Raw genomic sequence first — 18,061 nt, 5'->3', positions numbered from 1 at the left:
GGGAATCCTGCCGAGGCAAGACAAAGGGGGTGGTTCGAATCGTACAGCTATGGCAATAAGAACATATAGTGAACAAATAGTGGAGTGGATAAATGAATTTGAAAGAGATTGCCGATGAGCTGGTGGCTGGTTGTCGCGAAGACCGCGCCAAGGAAAATCTGGATAAGCTCTATGCCGAGGATGCCGTTTCGGTCGAAGGGCAGGATTTCATGGATATGGGGCGTGAAACCCACGGTCGCGACGCCATTCGAGGTAAACACGAATGGTGGGAAGGCGCGCACGAGGTCTCGGGCGCTTCAGTCAGTGATCCCTTTCCTCATGGTGAAGATCGCTTTGCGGTGATTTTTTCAGTGCAGGGCAGGGTGAAAGAAACCGGTGAAGCCTTTGATATGCAAGAGGTTGGCGTCTATCATGTGGCGAACGGAAAAATTGTTCGGGAAGAGTTCTTTTACTGATCGTTCTTGAATTCTGGTCTTCCCTGTCTGGCTGGTGCTAGACATGGCAACAACAACAGATGGGGAGGATCAGATGGATCTGGGAATCAAAGGAAAACGCGCGCTGGTTTGTGCCAGTAGCAAGGGATTGGGTCTGGGCTGTGCCGAGTCATTGGCCGCAGCGGGGGTCGATCTCGTGATGAACGCGCGCGGTTCCGAGGCGTTAGAGTTTGAAGCCGCGCGGTTGCGCTCGGACCATGGCGTGGACGTTCAGACGGTCGCGTGCGATGTCACTTCGCCGGACGGTCAGGAGCAGGTCATAGAAGCTGCGCAGGGTGTTGATATTCTTGTGACAAACGCGGGTGGTCCCCCTCCGGGTATGTGGTCGGATTGGGAGCGTGAAGATTTCATTAAAGCGCTGGACGCCAACATGCTGACGCCGATTTCCTTCATGAAGGCCTTGCTGCCGGGAATGATGGACAAAGGCTGGGGGCGCGTGGTCAATATCACCTCGCAATCCGTGCGCGCGCCCATCGCCGTGCTGGGCCTGTCGAACGCGGCGCGGACGGGGCTGACTGGCTATGTCGCCGGAACCGCGCGTCAGGTGGCCCCCCAAGGGGTGACGATCAACAATCTGTTGCCCGGCATTCACGCCACCGACCGCGCCGATGCGCTGGACAGCGGGGTTTCCTTGCAAAAGAACATCTCGATGGAAGACGCCCGTGCCGAACGCGCCGCCACGATCCCCGCGCGCCGCTATGGCACACGGCAGGAATTTGGCGCGGCCTGCGCTTTTCTGTGTTCCCAGCACGCGGGGTTTATCGTGGGTCAGAATATCCTGCTGGACGGCGGTGGGACCAACCTGACGATGTAGATGATGGCGAAAAATTTTTCACTGAAAGATCAGTTATTTAATGCAGAAAAGACCCGCTATCTGGCGGGGCTTTTCGCGGCAGCCGACCCCGGTTTCGATGTGGATGCGCTTCAAGCGCAGGTCATGTCCCGCCTGTCTGGTCTTGAGTTGAAAGAGCGTATGGCGTGGATCGCCACGTGTCTGCAACAGGCCGTTCCCGGTGATCTGCCGGACGTTGCGCCGACGTTGTTGAACGCCTTGCCCCCTCCGTTGGACCCGACCAAGACGGATGATGATTTCGGTGACTTCATCTTTGCGCCCTTGGGCGATTGGGTTGTGGACGTTGGGTTGGACCATCCCGATCTGGCGCTGGACGTGATCGAAGAACTGACGCAGAGGTTTTCAATGGAATGGGCCATTCGCCCATTCCTTAACCACCATCCAGATAAGGTGATGGCGCGTATGGAAGTTTGGTGCGATCACGACAGCTATCACGTGCGCAGACTGGTTAGCGAAGGAACGCGGCCAAGGCTGCCGTGGGGGCAGGCGGTCGGGCTGGACCTGACTGATCCGTTACCATTGTTGGACCGGCTTCACGCGGACAAGACTCGTTACGTTACACGCTCGGTCGCCAATCATCTGAATGATATCACAAAGAAGGACCCCGAACTGGTTCTGAGCCGCCTGCAAAGCTGGTCGCAGGACGCGCATCAAGACGCTGATGAATTGCGATGGATGACAACGCACACTTTGCGCGGGCTGGTCAAATCGGGCCACCCCAAGGCCATGAAGATGCTGGGCTTTGACCCAGAAGCCGAGGTTTCGGCAAGCATCGCTGTTCTTGGTGAGGCCAGGATTGGCGGGGCGTTGGAGTTTGATGTGGCTTTGACCGGAGAGAGTGACCAACCCGTTTTGGTAGATTATATTATTCACTTTCAAAGGCCTGGAGGAAAAACTTCAACAAAGGTGCATAAACTCAAGCAATCGGCTTTGCGCGACGGGGCGTTAAAACTGGGAAAGAAGCACAAGCTTAAAGCCGATGCGACAACCTTCAAGCTGGTCCCCGGCGCACATCGGTTGGAAATTCAGGTGAATGGTCGGGTGCGCGCGGGCGTCGATTTCGAACTGCTGGGTTGAGGCGGGCAACTCACAGTTCTGTTAAATGTCGAAGGCTTGGATTGCACCTGACACCGCTCTGATCTAGCTGATGTCTGTCGCGAAACAGAGGGAAGCTCGGGATGAAGCATGAGTCGGTGCAGAATTACTATGGCGAAGTCTTGCAAGGCAGTTCTGACCTGCAGACCAACGCATGTTGCACGCCGGATGACATGCCGGATCATGTAAAGAAAATTCTTTCGCAAATTCATGACGATGTGTTGACCCGTTACTATGGATGCGGGTTGATCGCCCCGCTGGATCTTGAGGGGATGAGCATCCTCGACTTGGGCTGTGGGGCCGGGCGCGACGTCTACGCTCTGTCCGCTATGGTGGGCGAAAAAGGCCGCGTGGTTGGTGTGGATATGACGCCCGAGCAACTGGACGTCGCCCGAGCGCATCAGGATTATCACGCACAGGCCTTTGGTCACGGAGCGTCGAATGTTGAATTCCATCACGGCTATATCGAAAAACTGGACGAATTGGACCTTGAGCCCGGCTCGTTCGACATCATCGTCTCGAACTGCGTCATCAATCTGGCCACCGATAAAGAGGCGGTTTTGCGCGGGGCGCACCGCCTGCTGAAAGAAGGCGGCGAGATGTATTTCTCGGACGTCTACGCCGATCGACGCGTGCCTCAGGCTATGGCCGAGGATGAGGTTTTGTACGGTGAATGCCTGTCCGGGGCGCTGTATTGGAATGATTTCCTGTCGATCTCGCGCAAGGCAGGATTTGGCGATCCACGCTGTGTGACTCACCGACCGCTGACCATTGAAAACCCGGTGCTGGAGGAGCGCGTTGCGCCGTTGAAGTTCCTGTCCGCGACGTATCGTCTGTTCAAGCTGCCAGAGCTGGAACCGGCTTGCGAGGATTACGGGCAGGCGGTGATCTACAAGGGCACCATCCCTCACGCTCCGCATCTGTTTGAGTTGGATGACCATCATGCGATTGAAACCGGCAAGGTCTTTCCGGTTTGCGGTAATACGTGGATGATGTTGAAAGACACACGATTTGCCCGGCATTTCGACTTTATCGGCGATTTCTCGACCCATTATGGCATTTTCGAAGGGTGTGGCGGGGAAAGCCCGTTTGAAGCCGCCGGTGAAGCTCTGTCCGGCGGGTGTTGCTGATCCCTTGCGCCTGAGGGGCGGGGTTGCTATCCCCGCCCAAGTCCGATGGAATTGATCGGGAAAGGCAACGGGGTCCATCGGTGACAGTAGACGCAACTCCTCCACGTCTGGAAATTCGCAATCTGGTCGCGCGCTATGAAGGGCGGGTTGTGGTTGACGATGTCTCGCTGACCGTTCAGGCGGGGCAGGTCACCTGTCTGCTGGGACCGTCCGGTTGTGGTAAGTCAACGACACTGCGGATGATCGCCGGGGTCGACATGCAAGAATCCGGTGAGATTTACGTCGACGGGAAACTGATCTGCGACACCGTGTTTCGCGTGCCTCCGGAACGGCGCGAAATTGGGTTGATGTTTCAGGACTTTGCCCTGTTCCCCCATCTCAGCGTGGCGGACAACGTCGCTTTTGGCCTGAAGGGGCGCAGGGACGAGAAACGCGCGCGCGTCGAAGAACTGCTGCGCAAGGTCGACATGATGCGGTTCATCGACGATTTTCCGCATCACCTGTCAGGGGGTGAGCAGCAAAGGGTGGCATTGGCGCGTGCTCTGGCACCGCGCCCGCGTATCATGTTGATGGATGAACCCTTCTCGGGGCTGGACAACCGGCTGCGCGATGGCATCAGGGATGAGACCCTGGCGATCCTCAAGCAGGAAGACGCGGCTGTGGTTCTGGTCACTCATGAACCTGAAGAGGCCATGCGCATGGCAGACGAAATCGCGTTGATGCGACGGGGCAAGATCGTTCAGCAAGGCGCGCCCTATAACGTTTATACGCGCCCGGCTGATAAGGCGGCCGTGACCTTTTTTAGCGATCTCAATACTTTAAGGTCGCAAGTGAATGGGGCCTTGGCGGACACGCCGTTTGGGCAGTTTCTGGCGCCCGGCGTCGCTGATGGCACGAATGTCGAGATCGTTTTCCGCCCTCAGCACGTTCGCTTGGACTTTGATCGCAACGGCAAAGGGCCGCTCCCAACGGCGACGGATGGCGTCGCGGCCCGAGGCGTGGTCGAGCGTTCGCGGTTTCTGGGCAACGAAAGCCTTGTTGAGTTTCGCATGGATCATGACGGCTCGATCCTGAAAGCGACGGTACCCAACGTCTTTTTGCCCCAGCCGGGGCGCGTTATGTGGCTGACGGTCCGCCGGGACCGGTGTTTCGTGTTCCCCGAGTGACGCCTGTAACCACAGATTAGGGCCAAGTGGTGCGCGAAAGCCGCAGATTGCGTGCGCGGGTCGCTTGCCGCCGCGCAGGGGCGGGTCTATCAAGGAAAAAACGCAGGGACGGATGGGGCATATGCGTATTCTTCTGACCAACGATGATGGAATCAACGCCCCGGGGCTTATCGCGCTCGAGGCGATTGCCGCAGAACTTGCAGGGCCCGATGGTGAGGTTTGGGTCGTCGCGCCGGCATTCGAACAGTCCGGCGTTGGTCACTGCATCAGCTATACGCATCCGATGATGATGGCCCAGTTGGGTGAACGTCGGTTTGCGGCTGAAGGGTCGCCCGCCGATTGCGTGCTGGCTGGCTTGCACGACGTGATGAAGGATGCGCCGCCGGATTTGGTTTTGTCGGGTGTGAATCGTGGAAACAACTCGGCCGAAAACACGCTGTATTCTGGAACCGTGGGCGGCGCGATGGAAGCTGCCTTACAAGGTATCCCCGCGATCGCGTTGTCGCAGTATTTTGGCCCGCGTAATCTTGGGCTGGACGATCCCTTTGAGACAGCAACCCGGCACGGCGCCGACCTTGTACGGAAAATTCTGGATGCTACCCCAGCAGAACAGGGCGATTACCGATTGTTTTACAACGTGAATTTCCCTCCGGTTCCTGCGGACGAAGTGTTGGGGACGCGGATCGCGCCGCAAGGGTTCCGCCGGGATACACATTTCTCGGTCGAACCTCACAGCTCTCCTTCGGGGCGGCGCTTTTTGTGGATCAAGGGGGGCTATCAGCACAACCCGACCGCGCCCGGAACGGACGCCGCAGTAAATCTGGCCGGTTATATTTCGGTTACGCCGATGCGCGCGGACCTGACAGCGCATGACACGCTTGAGGCATTGAAGTCGATCGAATGAGCGGACCAAGCGCAGAAACCATTATGCAATTTCTGTTTGCCTTGCGCTCGCGCGGGGTGACGGATGCACGTGTTCTGGCCGCGATGGAGCAGATTGATCGCGGAAAGTTTGTCAAAGGCCTGTTTTCTGAGCGCGCCTATGAAGACACTCCGTTGCCGATTGCCTGTGGTCAAACAATAAGTCAGCCGTCAGTTGTTGGGCTTATGACGCAGGCGCTGGACGTGCGTCCGCGCGATACAGTTCTGGAAATCGGCACGGGGTCCGGATATCAGGCCGCCGTCCTGTCCAAGCTGGCGCGCCGGGTTTACACCGTCGAGCGCCACAAGAGGTTGGTCCGTGAAACGGGGGATCTGTTCCGCGATATGGGGCTGACTAACGTGACAGCGATGCTGTCGGATGGATCCTTTGGCCTGCCGGAACAGGCACCGTTCGACCGCATCATCGTGACGGCGGCGGCGGAAGACCCCCCCGGGCCACTCTTGGCGCAGCTCAAAATCGGCGGTATCATGGTTTTACCGGTGGGGCAGTCGGATGCGGTTCAGACGTTGATCCGCGTGCGGCGAACCGAGACCGGTCTGGAATATGATGAATTGTTGCCCGTTCGTTTCGTGCCTCTGCTAGAGGGGTTGGGAAAAGAAGGGGCGTAAAGGATTACTTTGCAGATGCACCGGAACCCCGGCCAACAGGGGCAGGTGATGAGGACAGCAAAATGAGAGCAGTTTCCAAGTCAGCGATACGACGCTGCGCAACCGGAGCCGCGGCTCTGGCCCTTTTGGCGGGATGTGAAGGCCCGCTCGATTATGATCTGCGCGGGCAGGTCGGCGGGTTTTCGACAACTGACGCGGCGCAATCCGCGACAACAAGCCGACCGGCGCCGGATGCACGCGGCGTGATCAGCTATCCAACATATCAGGTGGCCATAGCGCGCCGTGGTGACACAGTGAGGGACGTGGCCGCACGGGTCGGGTTGCCCGAGGGCGAGCTTGCCACCTTCAACGGCCTCAAGCCGACGGACACCCTGCGTGATGGCGAGGTTGTTGCCCTGCCTCGGGCGGTTGGTGCCGGCAGTACAGTGGATATCGCCGCGATCGCCGGAACAGCCATTGACGACGCACCGACGGATGGGTCCGTGCAAACGTCGACGCTGGAACCTGCGCAACCGGCCACGACGCCAGCCCCGGCCCCGGTGCCTGCGGGACCGGAACCGATCCGGCACAAGGTGAAACGGGGCGAAACAGCCTTTACGATCTCACGGCTTTATGACGTTCCGGTGGATGCGCTTGCCGATTGGAATGGTTTGGATTCAGACTTTACAGTGCGTGAAGGGCAGTTCCTGCTGATCCCGATCAAAAGCCAGCCTGCGCCGCAACAGGCAAGCCAACCGGCAACCAACGTGACGCAGCCGGGGCAGGGGTCGCCGACACCCACTCCGCCAAGCGCGACGCAACCTTTGCCGGAAGAAGTGATTGCGCCAGCAAAACCTGCGCCTGATGTTACGGCTGAAGCCCCAACCAACCAGAGCAACTCCCTGTTGGGTCTGCCCGTCACGGGGACGATTATCCGTACCTATAACAAGGGAAAGAACGAGGGCATTGATATCGCGGCGGCACCGGGAACTGCGGTGAAAGCCGCCGAAGCCGGTACGGTGGCCGCGATCACCGCAGACGCTGATCAGGTGCCGATCATCGTTGTGAAGCACAAGAACGACTTGCTAACCGTTTATGCCAATGTCGAAAACATCGCGGTGAAAAAGGGCGATCGCGTGCGCCGGGGCGAAAAGATTGCTGCATTGCGCGGCGGCGACAATGCTTATGTCCATTTCGAGGTTCGGAAAGGATTCGAGGCCGTCGATCCGGAACCCTACTTGAACTAAAGGGAATGGCCCTGATCGGGCCATACCTCCGGTGGGGATATTTTTAGCCAGATGAAGCGCGGATCACGCTTCGGGGTCGAAGTCGCTTAGTCTTTTGCCGGGCTCGTCGGCAAAGATTTCTGGCAAGGGGTGCACGAATTCGATCAGGTCTACGCGGAAGACACGGAAGCCTGCGCGCAATTCGCACCATGCCGTCAGGGTCCAGACGCGGCCCCAGTATTCCATATGCAGTGGGCGGATCGTGCGTTCTGTCAATACGCCGTCGATGCGGCGGTAGGACAGGAGGAGCTTTTGGCGCGACTTGATGGCGGATCGGATTGGCGCCATATGCGCCAGCCCGCGCGCGGCATCGGCAAAGGGATAAACGGCGAATTTCCAGGCGTCGGCCTCGGCCACGACCTGTGCCGGTAGCACCGCGTCGATCTTGTCGGCGAGAGTTTCGGCGGCGGCTTTCAGATCCGGGTCGGCGGCTTCGGCCACGATCGCCATGCCGAGGTTCAGCGCTTCTAGCTCGGCTGGGGTCAGGTTCAGGGGGGGCAGGGTGATTTGTTCGCGCACCATGTAGCCTACGCCGCGCTCCCCCTCGACCGGGACGCCCGAGGCGACGAGAGTATCCATGTCGCGGTAGATCGTGCGAACCGACACCTCATGCCGGTCCGCAATGTCCTGCGCGCGGTGCAGTTTACCGTCGCGCAGAATCTGGATGATGTCGAACAGGCGGTCAGTGCGGCGCATGACACACCGTTTCGACCGCGATCAGGCGGTCATGTTCCATAGCACATTCTCATGGCGCATCTGGATGCTTTCCGGATTGATCGCAGCCATCAGATCCGCGCAAAAGTCCTGCTGCGGGAATTGCGCGGCGGCGTCTTTGGCCGCTTTCATATCCGTCCAGATCACATAGTCGGTCCAGCGGCCATCTTCGCCCTGGCTTAAGTGTCGATGGGTGAAGCCGGGAGCAGACCGGACAAAGCCTTCGGAGGCCCGGCTAAGTTTCACAAACTCTTCCGGCGTGGTGCTATTGGCGAGGCTGAAGGTGACGATTTCTGCAACATGGGTCATTTGAGTCTCCGTTGACCAGGTTTCGATGTCCTCTACCTAGCCAACTACAACTGACATAAACCTGTCAGTTGCAAAAAGCGAGCCTCAAAAAAAGGGTAGGGCGATCAAATTTACTGCACAAATTGCAAGCCCTGACTTTTGCAATCGAGGATCCGGGCGTAGACACGAACTCAGATCACATTCCCGGCGCAGTGCGTCGATGTACAAGGAGATATGACATGCTCAACAATATCGGCCTTCCCGGTCTTCTGCTGATTGCGGTTGTGGTGCTAGTGCTGTTTGGCCGTGGCAAGATCAGCTCGCTCATGGGTGAAGTGGGCAAGGGTATCACTTCGTTCAAAAAGGGCGTCAAAGAAGGCGCGGATGAGTTGGAGCAGGACGCGTCCGAGCTCGCAAAGGACGTCACGCCCGAGACTGACAAAGATAAGGCATAAGACCAGATGTTTGATCTGGGCTGGACCGAGCTTCTGGTCATTGGCATCGTGGCCCTGATCGTTGTGGGGCCAAAGGACCTGCCTGTGCTGTTCCGCAATGTTGGCCGTTGGGTCGGCAAGGCACGTGGTATGGCGCGCGAATTCAGCAGTGCGATGAACGAGGCCGCAGATCAGGCTGGTGTCAATGAAATCAAAAAGGGGCTGAACGCGGCGACCAATCCGGTTGGCACAGCCATGGACGGCGTGAAAGAAGCCGCACAGGAAATGGCCAAGAGCATGGATCCGACCAAGTTCGACCCCGACAGCGAAACTGGCAAACTGGCGGCTGAACGGGCAGAGCAGGCGAAAAAGATTCAGGCCTCGACCGCGCGCGCGGCTGCCGAACGCAAGGCCAAGGAAGCTGCTGAAGCTTTGGCCAAAGCGGAAGAAGCCGAGGCCGCGCTGAATACCGAAAGCAAGACATGACCAAGACCGACGAGATCGAGGACAGCTCGGCCCCATTGATCGAGCATCTGGCGGAGCTTCGCACGCGGCTTATTCACTGCGTCGTAGCGTTTCTGATTGGCATGATCATCTGTTTTACGGTGGCCACGCCGCTTTTTAACTTCCTGACGCGCCCGTTATGCGATGTTCTGGCCGAACGCGGGCAGGATTGCGGACTAATCTTCATTTCGCCGCAGGAAGGTTTCTTTGTGGCCATCAAGGTCTCGCTGCTTGGCGGGTTCATTCTGGCGTTCCCCTACATCGGGATGCAGATGTGGCGGTTCGTTGCTCCGGGGTTGTATAAATCCGAAAAGAACGCGTTCCTGCCGTTCATGCTGGCCTCGCCCTTCATGTTCCTGCTGGGTGCAAGTTTTGCCTTCTACGTCGTTACGCCGTTGGCCTATGACTTCTTCCTTGGGTTCCAGCAATTCGGGGCCGAAGGTGAGGTGGTGACCGAAGGTGCAACTGCCGCCCCGCTGAGCGTGGTCTTCCAGGGCTCGGCGCAGGAATACCTGAACCTGACGATCAAGTTCATCGTGGCCTTTGGCCTGTGCTTTCAACTGCCGGTTCTGCTGACCCTGATGGGGAAGGCGGGGCTGGTGACGGCCGAAGGCCTGGGATCAGTCCGCAAATACGCCGTGGTCGCCATTCTGGTGCTGGCCGCGCTGGTGACTCCGCCGGACGTGATCACTCAGGTCATTTTGTTTGTGGTGGTCTACGGGCTGTATGAAATCTCGATCTTCCTCGTCGCCCGCGTCGAGAAAAAGCGCGAGGAACAGCTGCGCGCCGATGGCTATTACGATGATGATGAAGAAGAGGCGGATGCCGAGATTATTCGCGACGAAGACGGTAAATAACCGCTCTTTGAACTGAAAATCGGGCGCGCCACCGCTAGGCGCGCCTTTTTCTTTTCTGGACCTTGTTGCGCAAGCCAGAACATGGTTTGAAACCCCGACGACAAGACCGGAGGCCCCGATGGACAACCAAGCCCTGAACCGCATTGCTGACGCTCTGGAACGGATGGCCCCTGCACCCTTGGCCGCACCTGATTTCAGTGTGGCCCCGGCCTTTGTCTGGCACGTGGACCCCGACCGGCTTGAGCCGGTGACCAAGGTCAACCGGGTTGATCTGGACCTACTGGTTGGGATCAACCGGTCCCGAGACACGTTGTTGGATAATACCCGCCGCTTTGCATCCGGTTTCAAAGCCAACAACGCGCTTTTGTGGGGTGCGCGCGGGATGGGAAAATCCAGCCTTGTCAAAGCGGTCCACGGCACCTTGCAATCGGACCACCCCAACCTAAAACTGGTGGAACTCCAGCGCGAGGATATGGGCTCGGTCGCGCGTCTGCTGAACCATTTGCGCGCCGCGCCGTACCGGTTCATCCTGTTCTGTGACGATCTCTCGTTCAGCCATGATGACCAGCATTACAAATCGCTCAAGGCCGTGTTGGATGGCGGCATCGAAGGCCGCCCGGAAAACGTTGTTTTCTATGCTACTTCGAACCGCCGCCACCTGATGCCAAGGGACATGATCGAAAACGAACGCTCCAGCGCCATCAACCCGTCCGAGGCGGTCGAAGAAAAGGTCTCGCTGTCCGATCGCTTCGGGTTGTGGTTGGGCTTCCACCCCTGCGATCAAGATGAATACCTAGCGATGATCGATCGCTATTGCGCCGCCTACGGAGTCACGGTCGACGCTGACACTCTGCGCGCCGAAGCGATCGAATGGCAGGCCACCCGTGGCGCGCGCTCGGGCCGCGTCGCGTGGCAATTCTTCGTCGATCTGGCTGGGCGCAGCGGCACCCAAATAGGCTGATCCGCCCGCTTCATCTGGCTAAAAATATCCCCGCCGGAGGCATGGCCCGAAAGGGCCATTCCTAGAACAGGGCCAATATCCGCGCGGCTTCGTCTGCCGTGGGTGTCAGCGCGTCGCGATCCTCTCCGGGGTGGAACCTGGCGCGTACAGCCGTTGGCATAGGCACAGGCTCAATGATCGAAACGCGCGGACCGGTGCGTTCGGTCTCCGCCGCCCAACTCCGCGCCAACGCGATCTGGGCTGCTTTGGTCGCACCATAAATGCCATAGAATTTCTGGCCCGCTTTTGGATCATCGAAAAACATGGCGTGCCCCGTTTCACCCAACAAAGGGGCCACGTATGGGATAAGAACGGACGTTGCCGTCGCGTTGATGCTTGCGGCCTTTGCCCACTCTTTGGGATCTACAAAATGAACGGGCGTCAGCGCTGAGGTGTGGATAGCAGTATGCGCCCACAAATCCACCTTGCCCCAACGGTCATGGATGCTGCGGCACAGGGTGGCCATTGCGTTTGGATCGGCGATATCCATGGGGGCCAGCGTCGCTGAGCCACCTTTGGCCTGAATGCGGTCGTCCAGTTCTTCCAACCCGCCGGTCGTGCGGGCGACGGCAACAATGTGATACTCCGGCGCGAGGGCCTCGGCCAAAGCAGCACCCAGGCCGCGCGAGGCCCCGGTGATAAGGGCGATTTTGGTCTGATCGGTCATGGATGCGGTTTGGACCCCTAGGCGCAAAGCGTCAAGACAGGATTAGCTGCCGGGGATGGCGATCCGCTTGGTTTGGCCGCTTTGTCGCAGCATCACTCCGTCGTCATCAATGGCGACCACGGTGCCCGAGGCAATGCGGCTACCCGGTTTGATCTCTTTCACGCGGCCCGATGACAAGCGCACCAAAGCACGCATATCGGTTTTGGAGCCAAAAATTCCAAGTAAGGAAACTGAGTTCTTTTTTAACGCGCCCTTCTGCGTGGCAGCGCTTTTGACGGTGGCGTTTGACATGAACTGCGGCCGGGGCGCATGGCCCCAACCCCTTGTGTTGAGTGGTTGGTGACAAGGGGGCTATCAAAGGCGCGGCCGGAACAAAAGGTGCGGTTGGCAGGCCGTTCCGCCACATACCATACCGACCCAGCGAACCCATTGCGAATGCGCCTCCTTCGCCAGAGGGTTGTGCGCGGAAATCAACCAATCGTTCCCTCTCCGGGCATGAAAAATGGCCCGATCGCCTAAGCAACGCGGGCCATTGTCACAACTGATTCGCGATGTAGCTCTTAGCCAGAGGCTAGCTTGGCCGCGTTCCACGACCCGCCCGGTATCTGCATGTCCTCGCGCTTTTTGCTGACCCGAGTGCTGTTTTCCAGCGTGTCTAAATAGTCTTCGCTGACGCTGCCGGTGATGTACTTGCCGTCAAAGCATGAACAGTCAAAGGCCTCGATCTCGGGGTTGCCTTCCTTGGCCGCCCAGATCAGGTCGTCGAGGTGCTGATAGAACAAAGCGTCTGCACCCAACTCCTGCCGAATTTCCTCGATCTCTTTACCGTTGGCGATCAATTCATGCTTGGTGGGCATGTCGATCCCATAGACGTTGGGGTACTTCACCGGAGGCGAGGCGCTGGCGATATAGACCTTTTTTGCACCGGCCTCACGGCACATTTGGACGATCTTTTTGATCGTGTTGCCGCGCACGATGGAATCGTCGATCAGCAGCACGTTATGCCCATCGAACTCCAGCGGAACCGCATTCAGCTTGCGGCGCACGGATTTCTGACGCTCTTCCTGACCGGGCATGATAAAGGTACGCCCGACATAGCGGTTCTTCACCAAACCTTCGCGATAGGGAATACCAGTAATCTTGGCAGCCTCAAGTGCGACGGGGCGGGCGCTGTCGGGAACCGGGATGATCCGGTCGATCTCAAGCCCTGAATCCTGAATTTGTTTGGCCAGAGTCTGCCCCATGCGCATCTGGGTCTTGTAAACGGATACGCCATCCAGCAACGAATCCGGACGTGCAAGATACACATATTCAAAGATACAGGGTGTCAGCTTGCCTTCGACGGCCTGGAACTCGTGTTTGTTTCCGTCAAGGTCGATTAGGATCGCTTCACCCGGACGCAGGTCACGCAACTTGCTGAACCCGTTGATCCCAAAAGCAACATCTTCCGAGGCAAAGGCATAGTCATCTCCATTGCCGCCTTCCTCGCGGATCGCAACGGACAGCGGGCGGATGCCATGCGGGTCACGAAACGCCAACATGCCGACCCCAGCGATCAGGCAAATGACGGAATAGGCACCCTGAACACGTTCCATCGTCATCTTCACACCGGCGAAGATGTTGCGGATCGGATCGGCATTGCCGTTGACTTTGATCGCATCGGCCACTTTGTCGGCCAAAACGTTCAGCAAAATCTCGGAATCTGATGTCGTGCGCAGGTGGCGGCTGTACTTGCCCGTTACCTTTGCACGCTGTTGGGCGGTATTGGTGATGTTGCCGTTGTGGACCAGATAGATGCCGTAGGGGGCGTTCACGAAGAATGGCTGCGCCTCAGACGCGCTGAGCGACCCGGCGGTCGGATAGCGGACGTGGCCAATCCCGACCTTGCCCAGCAGGGTTTCCGCGTCCTTGGCGTTGAACACGTCCTTGACCAAACCGTTGGCCTTTTTCTCGCGAAAGAACTCTCCGGTATAGGTGACGATCCCCGAGGCATCCTGACCCCGGTGCTGCAACATCAGCAGCCCGTCATAGATTTCCGCAAACACATCATGCGTTCTGCTTGCGATCCCCAAAATCCCACACATGTACGGGCTCCAATTTCTATGACGTTTTGACGTGCGACGCGGTTTGGAACGGGCGCATGAGAGTATCTATGCTTTGTGCTGCCCGTCTAAACTTAGGGGCAGACGCGCCTGCGTCACGAAGGGTTGGCGCGAAGAAAGACAGATACAGCAAGATCGGTGGCTCCGATTCCATGTCAGTTCGGCTCTCACATAATGCCTTACGGTGCCGGTGTCATCAAAGGATCACATTTGCGATTTGACGCAGGTGGATTTTGTCACAATGAGCATCAAAAGGTGACGTTCGGTGCGGCTTATGCTGTCAATTCCGCAAGAATGATTGTCTGATATAGAAAAATATCGGGCAGGGTTTTGAAAAATGTGGCAGCACAAACAAGGACAAAAAAAGGAAGAGCCGTCCAAGCGGCGATGCCATCGTTGTCGTGGAATGGGCCGTGCTCCGTGCCCGATTTGCAATGGGGCGGGCGAGGTCGTCAAAAGCCGCGATGTCTATGGAAAACCTATCTACAGCAACTGTACCGGCTGTTTCGGCCTGAAGAACGTCCGCTGTACGGTGTGCGCGGGTGAAGGCTTTACCTGAAGCAAAGTCTCACGGCCAAAGAAAAAGCCCGGTCTGAGCCCAAGCCCTTGCAGCTAAATGTTGACGATATCCCACCCAGCGGTTAGCCTGCTGGGTGTTTTCGTTTAATATTAAGGGGATGCCGCTTGCCTGACCTGTCAGATCTCTCGCAAAAAGTTGCGAGGCTAGAGCGGTATCGCTTGACTCGACTTGTTGGCGGTTAATCAATCAACTTTTGTCGTAACCCAGTTTGCGAATTGTTCGGTGTTCTACCCGACCGCAAGGATGGCCGAGGTCGACGTTCCCAACCAGGTTCGAACATCGGACGAGGCCGCGTAATCGGCTCTGGGGATGAACGAACCTTTGTTTGTCCCGCTTGCAACCGATCCAGCATCGTAAAATCCAACAAGGCCGTGTTCGAAGAGTATGCGAGACTATCTCGACTGCATAGGAGAACAAAACGTGAAAGTTGTCCAACTGCTGCATGTATCAATCATGGGGCGACGATTTCACTAATGCCTAGCCGCTACAGAAAGTTTGGCAAGACCGCAAAAGGCGACCCGAGGTTTCAATGTAAAGCTTGCAAGAAAACCTTTTCCTTGGGTAAGTCGAGCAGACGTCATTTCCGCGGCGATCTGAACGGGAAAGTTCTCAGGAGTATTGTTAATGAAATGACGATCTCTGCGATTTGCCGGACACTTGATGTCCAGCCGGCAGAAGTTTACCGCAAGATCGACTTTATTCATAAGCAGTGCCAGGCCTTTGCTGCCGAACGAGAAAGGCTTTTACCAAGTGCCATTGCGGGCCAATCACCCTACTTCGCCACTGATACGCAAATTCTTCAGGTAAATTGGCCGGACAGGGGAGTTCGAAAGGCTGTTGACGTTCGCCATATCTGTACCGTCGCGCGTGACAGTAATTACGTGGTCGCCTCTACAACAGATGTAGATCCCGACGTTCAGCCAGCGGCAATTGAGAAGGTCATGGAAATTGTAGGTGACTTAGAAAAGCCCCGCTCAATGAGAAAAAATGCGAGGGTCTGGTTTGCGACTGAATACTTAAAAAATCTGCGTGATAAGCATGATGCTTTGAACAAGTCCCGAGGCGGGATGGAGAAGGGAACCTTCACAGCATCCGAGGAAGATGTGAAGCTTCTGGAGAAAGCAGCAAGGGTGAGACAGGACGCAGCTGAATTCGCCCATATCATGCTGGTCAAGAAAAAGCTGGGGAGCAAGTATGCAAAGTTGAATTTTTCAACTGACCGTGATGCTGGCCTTTCTGCTGCATATGCAGCTGTATTTGCAAAGGAAGTAAAGGCCAAGCGTGTCAGAATTGCGGATATCGCAATTACGAAATATCTGGTGGCGGACCAGCGAAAGGCGTTGGTCGCAGAAGGAAACAAGGAATACAGCAGACTTCAGAGAGCTCTTGATCGCTCAAACGTCCTTCTGGGTACAGGCGATCCGGTGTCACCCAGGAAGCAAGATGGTGTCATGGAAGTTTTAGTGCGCTCCTTATTGCAGCAACGCCCGCCAGAGGACTATCTGCACGAATTGATGAATTATTTCGGCGAGCGAGAAAGCAGGGATGAGAGGCTGTTATATCCGTTCCATTTCATCAATGAACCTGAGAAGCGAACAATCTTCAAAACGAACCCAAACGACTTGAATTATACTCAAATCGCCCAGTTCGCTGTGAGGTCCGGAACTCATCCCGTTGATATGTATCATGCGCGGGCCAGAACGAAGATCATGGGATTTGAACGTGGTTTGGTGTCTTCAGGGCGCAGTCGGCTTTGGTATTATAAGCAAAATTACAACCCCGTCATGGTCTCTAAAATGGTCGATATCCTGAGGTTTGCCCACAACTATACCAACCTCATGAACAAAACAAAGGATACACCAGCGATGAAGATTGGGATCGCCAAGGGATTTGTTTATGAGCGAGACCTATTTGCGTTTTAGTACGTCAAGCTGCCCAGTTTTATAAGTAGCGAAATGCCATAGACTTCGATTGGGTTACCGCGACTGGTATCTACAAACTGACTGCGCTAGTGGCTTTCAACCGTGTGCAGAACTCTTAAATGGCACCAGAGCTTACTTTCGCTGTACCATGTTCATTCGGCCTATTCACTCCCCTTGCAATTGTTCGAGGCCTGGTCGGAACAAGATTGAAGTAAGTCACATGAATTTCGAGAGTGTCGAAAAGCTTGGTTCAACTACTGCGAAAGCAGAACTAAATTTTTGACCAGTTTTCTAAAATGTAGATGCTTGAACAAGTGCCCATTCTGCTGAGAACTCTGTTGTGTTCTCCTATTTCGATGTCGCGCTGATACTGACGATTGTTCAAACGGTTATCTTGCCCTGAGAAGAGTTTGAGAAGGGCTTTCACCAAACAATTCACGATAAGTCTTTGCGAAACGTCCAAAGCTTACAAATCCGTATTTCAGTGCGGCCTGCTTGACAGATTGAGGTGGGTCAGAAGGATCTGACAGCCACTCTTTAGCGCCAGTCAGTCGCAACTTATAAATGAACTGCATAGGTGTAATTCCATAAACTCCTTCAAACGCTTGATATAAGGTGGTTCTTCCTACTCCGGCGCCTTCACACAGAGTAGCCAAATTAACATCTTCATATCTGGTCTTTCGCGCGAATTGGAGAGCTCGACCCACAGTCTTAAAATCGCGGCTTGGAAGCAAATTCTTGTAGGCCTTCTTAGGCACGCATTCGAGAAGAAATTCGCCTAGAAAGGAAAACATATCTTTTTCATGTGTTGGTGGCATGAACAAACCGCCAGTGAAGTCTCTATGGAATTTAGTGACGGAAAACATGCGTGTTATGCGGGATTTAAGTTGGTGTAGTTGAATGTCGTGGAGTTGCAGTAGCACGTGGTTCGGGTCGATCTCGATGAAATTGGATCCAGCAATGCGGTGAATCGCTTCGATCAACCGCGTTCTGCGTATTGCAAGCATAATGGATGTACGGTTGCCAGCGCTGGTAGTGAACTCAACTCTGCCATCAAGCAGGAACACATCTCCTGGTGCTGCTTCCCAACCATCCAGTTTGTAGGTTCCTTGCCAAGTGATTGGCAGGACAAGCCCGACCCAGTCTTTTGCAGCGAGCATTCTCCAAACTGTATTGGCATCACATTTGACCTTTGAGAGGACAGCGTCGGCGCCAAATACCATCTCTGCACGCAACCCAAGCGGCCCACCACCCAGTTGAACCAACTCGGCCTCTCTGACCGGGAAGTCATTCATGTAGGTGTGAAAAGTCGTTTTAGGTGACCACATTGCAATCAAAAATCTTTCAGACTCTCGGCGGTTATTCTGAAGAGTGTAATTCACGAACTTTAGTTGTCCCAACATTAATGCAAACTCGAAGTCGCAAAAATTTTAAGCAAC

At 56.1% G+C, this 18,061-nt stretch carries 19 protein-coding genes; 13 read left to right on the top strand and 6 right to left on the bottom strand.

The genetic code is table 11. The features are described from left to right. The first annotated feature begins 92 nt into the window (after nt 1-92). From GOX73_RS05470 to GOX73_RS05435, 8 genes are all read left to right on the top strand, one after another. A complete protein-coding gene (locus GOX73_RS05470; RefSeq protein WP_171124746.1) occupies nt 93-455 on the top strand; it encodes a SnoaL-like domain-containing protein in 363 nt (120 codons plus the stop codon). Between the two features lie 73 nt (nt 456-528). Further along, entirely contained in the window at nt 529-1,308 is a 780-nt protein-coding gene (locus tag GOX73_RS05465; protein WP_171125302.1) for an SDR family oxidoreductase, read from the top strand. Nucleotides 1,309-1,311: 3 nt separating this feature from the next. Continuing rightward, nucleotides 1,312-2,424, top strand: a complete 1,113-nt coding sequence (locus tag GOX73_RS05460; protein ID WP_171125304.1) for a hypothetical protein — start codon at nt 1,312-1,314, stop codon at nt 2,422-2,424. A gap of 101 nt (nt 2,425-2,525) precedes the next feature. Next, nucleotides 2,526-3,572, top strand: a complete 1,047-nt coding sequence (locus GOX73_RS05455) for a methyltransferase domain-containing protein (protein ID WP_171124748.1) — start codon at nt 2,526-2,528, stop codon at nt 3,570-3,572. An 80-nt stretch (nt 3,573-3,652) separates the two neighbouring features. Further along, on the top strand, nt 3,653-4,738 hold the full coding sequence (locus tag GOX73_RS05450; RefSeq protein WP_371808570.1) for an ABC transporter ATP-binding protein: 1,086 nt from the start codon (nt 3,653-3,655) through the stop codon (nt 4,736-4,738). 121 nt (nt 4,739-4,859) lie between these two features. Next, nucleotides 4,860-5,642 (top strand): 5'/3'-nucleotidase SurE, encoded by a 783-nt coding sequence (gene surE / locus GOX73_RS05445; RefSeq protein WP_171134812.1) that lies wholly within the window; start codon nt 4,860-4,862, stop codon nt 5,640-5,642. Next, nucleotides 5,639-6,289 carry a protein-L-isoaspartate(D-aspartate) O-methyltransferase gene (locus GOX73_RS05440; RefSeq protein ID WP_171124753.1) on the top strand — a complete coding sequence of 217 codons (651 nt, stop codon included), beginning with the start codon at nt 5,639-5,641 and terminating at the stop codon, nt 6,287-6,289. Before surE ends, GOX73_RS05440 begins: the two co-directional genes overlap by 4 nt. A gap of 62 nt (nt 6,290-6,351) precedes the next feature. Beyond that, nucleotides 6,352-7,515 (top strand): M23 family metallopeptidase, encoded by a 1,164-nt coding sequence (locus GOX73_RS05435; protein WP_171134811.1) that lies wholly within the window; start codon nt 6,352-6,354, stop codon nt 7,513-7,515. A gap of 63 nt (nt 7,516-7,578) precedes the next feature. Here GOX73_RS05435 and GOX73_RS05430 read toward each other — a convergent pair whose 3' ends face one another. Both GOX73_RS05430 and GOX73_RS05425 read right to left on the bottom strand, forming a co-directional pair. Then, entirely contained in the window at nt 7,579-8,250 is a 672-nt protein-coding gene (locus GOX73_RS05430; protein WP_171124757.1) for a YafY family protein, read from the bottom strand. Nucleotides 8,251-8,271: 21 nt separating this feature from the next. Then, nucleotides 8,272-8,577 (bottom strand): hypothetical protein, encoded by a 306-nt coding sequence (locus GOX73_RS05425; protein ID WP_171124758.1) that lies wholly within the window; start codon nt 8,575-8,577, stop codon nt 8,272-8,274. Between the two features lie 218 nt (nt 8,578-8,795). Here GOX73_RS05425 and GOX73_RS05420 point away from each other — a divergent pair, with 218 nt between their 5' ends. The 4 genes from GOX73_RS05420 to GOX73_RS05405 all read left to right on the top strand — a co-directional run bounded on the left by GOX73_RS05420 (nt 8,796) and on the right by GOX73_RS05405 (nt 11,312). Further along, nucleotides 8,796-9,011, top strand: a complete 216-nt coding sequence (locus GOX73_RS05420; RefSeq protein ID WP_039531114.1) for a twin-arginine translocase TatA/TatE family subunit — start codon at nt 8,796-8,798, stop codon at nt 9,009-9,011. A 6-nt stretch (nt 9,012-9,017) separates the two neighbouring features. Beyond that, a complete protein-coding gene (gene tatB, locus GOX73_RS05415; protein ID WP_171121623.1) occupies nt 9,018-9,476 on the top strand; it encodes a Sec-independent protein translocase protein TatB in 459 nt (152 codons plus the stop codon). After that, on the top strand, nt 9,473-10,351 hold the full coding sequence (gene tatC / locus GOX73_RS05410) for a twin-arginine translocase subunit TatC (RefSeq protein WP_171121622.1): 879 nt from the start codon (nt 9,473-9,475) through the stop codon (nt 10,349-10,351). Before tatB ends, tatC begins: the two co-directional genes overlap by 4 nt. Before the next feature lie 118 nt (nt 10,352-10,469). After that, nucleotides 10,470-11,312 carry an ATP-binding protein gene (locus GOX73_RS05405; RefSeq protein WP_171124759.1) on the top strand — a complete coding sequence of 281 codons (843 nt, stop codon included), beginning with the start codon at nt 10,470-10,472 and terminating at the stop codon, nt 11,310-11,312. Between the two features lie 61 nt (nt 11,313-11,373). Here GOX73_RS05405 and GOX73_RS05400 read toward each other — a convergent pair whose 3' ends face one another. From GOX73_RS05400 to purF, 3 genes are all read right to left on the bottom strand, one after another. Next, nucleotides 11,374-12,018 carry an SDR family oxidoreductase gene (locus tag GOX73_RS05400; RefSeq protein WP_171124760.1) on the bottom strand — a complete coding sequence of 215 codons (645 nt, stop codon included), beginning with the start codon at nt 12,016-12,018 and terminating at the stop codon, nt 11,374-11,376. 42 nt (nt 12,019-12,060) lie between these two features. Further along, nucleotides 12,061-12,309 carry a hypothetical protein gene (locus tag GOX73_RS05395; RefSeq protein ID WP_171124761.1) on the bottom strand — a complete coding sequence of 83 codons (249 nt, stop codon included), beginning with the start codon at nt 12,307-12,309 and terminating at the stop codon, nt 12,061-12,063. A 269-nt stretch (nt 12,310-12,578) separates the two neighbouring features. Beyond that, nucleotides 12,579-14,102 carry an amidophosphoribosyltransferase gene (gene purF / locus GOX73_RS05390; protein ID WP_171134810.1) on the bottom strand — a complete coding sequence of 508 codons (1,524 nt, stop codon included), beginning with the start codon at nt 14,100-14,102 and terminating at the stop codon, nt 12,579-12,581. Nucleotides 14,103-15,173: 1,071 nt separating this feature from the next. Between purF and GOX73_RS05385 the strand changes: the two genes are divergently transcribed. Further along, nucleotides 15,174-16,622 (top strand): IS1 family transposase, encoded by a 1,449-nt coding sequence (locus GOX73_RS05385; protein WP_171134809.1) that lies wholly within the window; start codon nt 15,174-15,176, stop codon nt 16,620-16,622. Between the two features lie 389 nt (nt 16,623-17,011). Here the strand turns inward: GOX73_RS05385 and GOX73_RS21005 are convergent, their stop codons facing one another. Then, nucleotides 17,012-18,004 carry a helix-turn-helix domain-containing protein gene (locus GOX73_RS21005; protein WP_171124764.1) on the bottom strand — a complete coding sequence of 331 codons (993 nt, stop codon included), beginning with the start codon at nt 18,002-18,004 and terminating at the stop codon, nt 17,012-17,014. Nucleotides 18,005-18,061 lie beyond the last annotated feature (57 nt).

It is taken from the genome of Ruegeria sp. HKCCD7221 (genome assembly GCF_013031225.1).
Classification (GTDB): domain Bacteria; phylum Pseudomonadota; class Alphaproteobacteria; order Rhodobacterales; family Rhodobacteraceae; genus Ruegeria.
This window is presented reverse-complemented; position numbering and strand designations above follow the sequence as displayed.

Coding starts and splice junctions, on each gene's coding strand:
- tatC (WP_171121622.1), top strand. CDS start 9,473: ATGACCAAGACCGACGAGATCGAGGACAGCTCGGCCCCATTGATCGAG.
- GOX73_RS05470 (WP_171124746.1), top strand. CDS start 93: ATGAATTTGAAAGAGATTGCCGATGAGCTGGTGGCTGGTTGTCGCGAA.
- GOX73_RS05435 (WP_171134811.1), top strand. CDS start 6,352: ATGAGAGCAGTTTCCAAGTCAGCGATACGACGCTGCGCAACCGGAGCC.
- GOX73_RS05400 (WP_171124760.1), bottom strand. CDS start 12,018: ATGACCGATCAGACCAAAATCGCCCTTATCACCGGGGCCTCGCGCGGC.
- purF (WP_171134810.1), bottom strand. CDS start 14,102: ATGTGTGGGATTTTGGGGATCGCAAGCAGAACGCATGATGTGTTTGCG.
- GOX73_RS05420 (WP_039531114.1), top strand. CDS start 8,796: ATGCTCAACAATATCGGCCTTCCCGGTCTTCTGCTGATTGCGGTTGTG.
- GOX73_RS05455 (WP_171124748.1), top strand. CDS start 2,526: ATGAAGCATGAGTCGGTGCAGAATTACTATGGCGAAGTCTTGCAAGGC.
- GOX73_RS05440 (WP_171124753.1), top strand. CDS start 5,639: ATGAGCGGACCAAGCGCAGAAACCATTATGCAATTTCTGTTTGCCTTG.
- GOX73_RS05425 (WP_171124758.1), bottom strand. CDS start 8,577: ATGACCCATGTTGCAGAAATCGTCACCTTCAGCCTCGCCAATAGCACC.
- GOX73_RS05385 (WP_171134809.1), top strand. CDS start 15,174: ATGCCTAGCCGCTACAGAAAGTTTGGCAAGACCGCAAAAGGCGACCCG.
- GOX73_RS05430 (WP_171124757.1), bottom strand. CDS start 8,250: ATGCGCCGCACTGACCGCCTGTTCGACATCATCCAGATTCTGCGCGAC.
- surE (WP_171134812.1), top strand. CDS start 4,860: ATGCGTATTCTTCTGACCAACGATGATGGAATCAACGCCCCGGGGCTT.
- tatB (WP_171121623.1), top strand. CDS start 9,018: ATGTTTGATCTGGGCTGGACCGAGCTTCTGGTCATTGGCATCGTGGCC.
- GOX73_RS05405 (WP_171124759.1), top strand. CDS start 10,470: ATGGACAACCAAGCCCTGAACCGCATTGCTGACGCTCTGGAACGGATG.
- GOX73_RS05460 (WP_171125304.1), top strand. CDS start 1,312: ATGGCGAAAAATTTTTCACTGAAAGATCAGTTATTTAATGCAGAAAAG.
- GOX73_RS05465 (WP_171125302.1), top strand. CDS start 529: ATGGATCTGGGAATCAAAGGAAAACGCGCGCTGGTTTGTGCCAGTAGC.
- GOX73_RS05395 (WP_171124761.1), bottom strand. CDS start 12,309: ATGTCAAACGCCACCGTCAAAAGCGCTGCCACGCAGAAGGGCGCGTTA.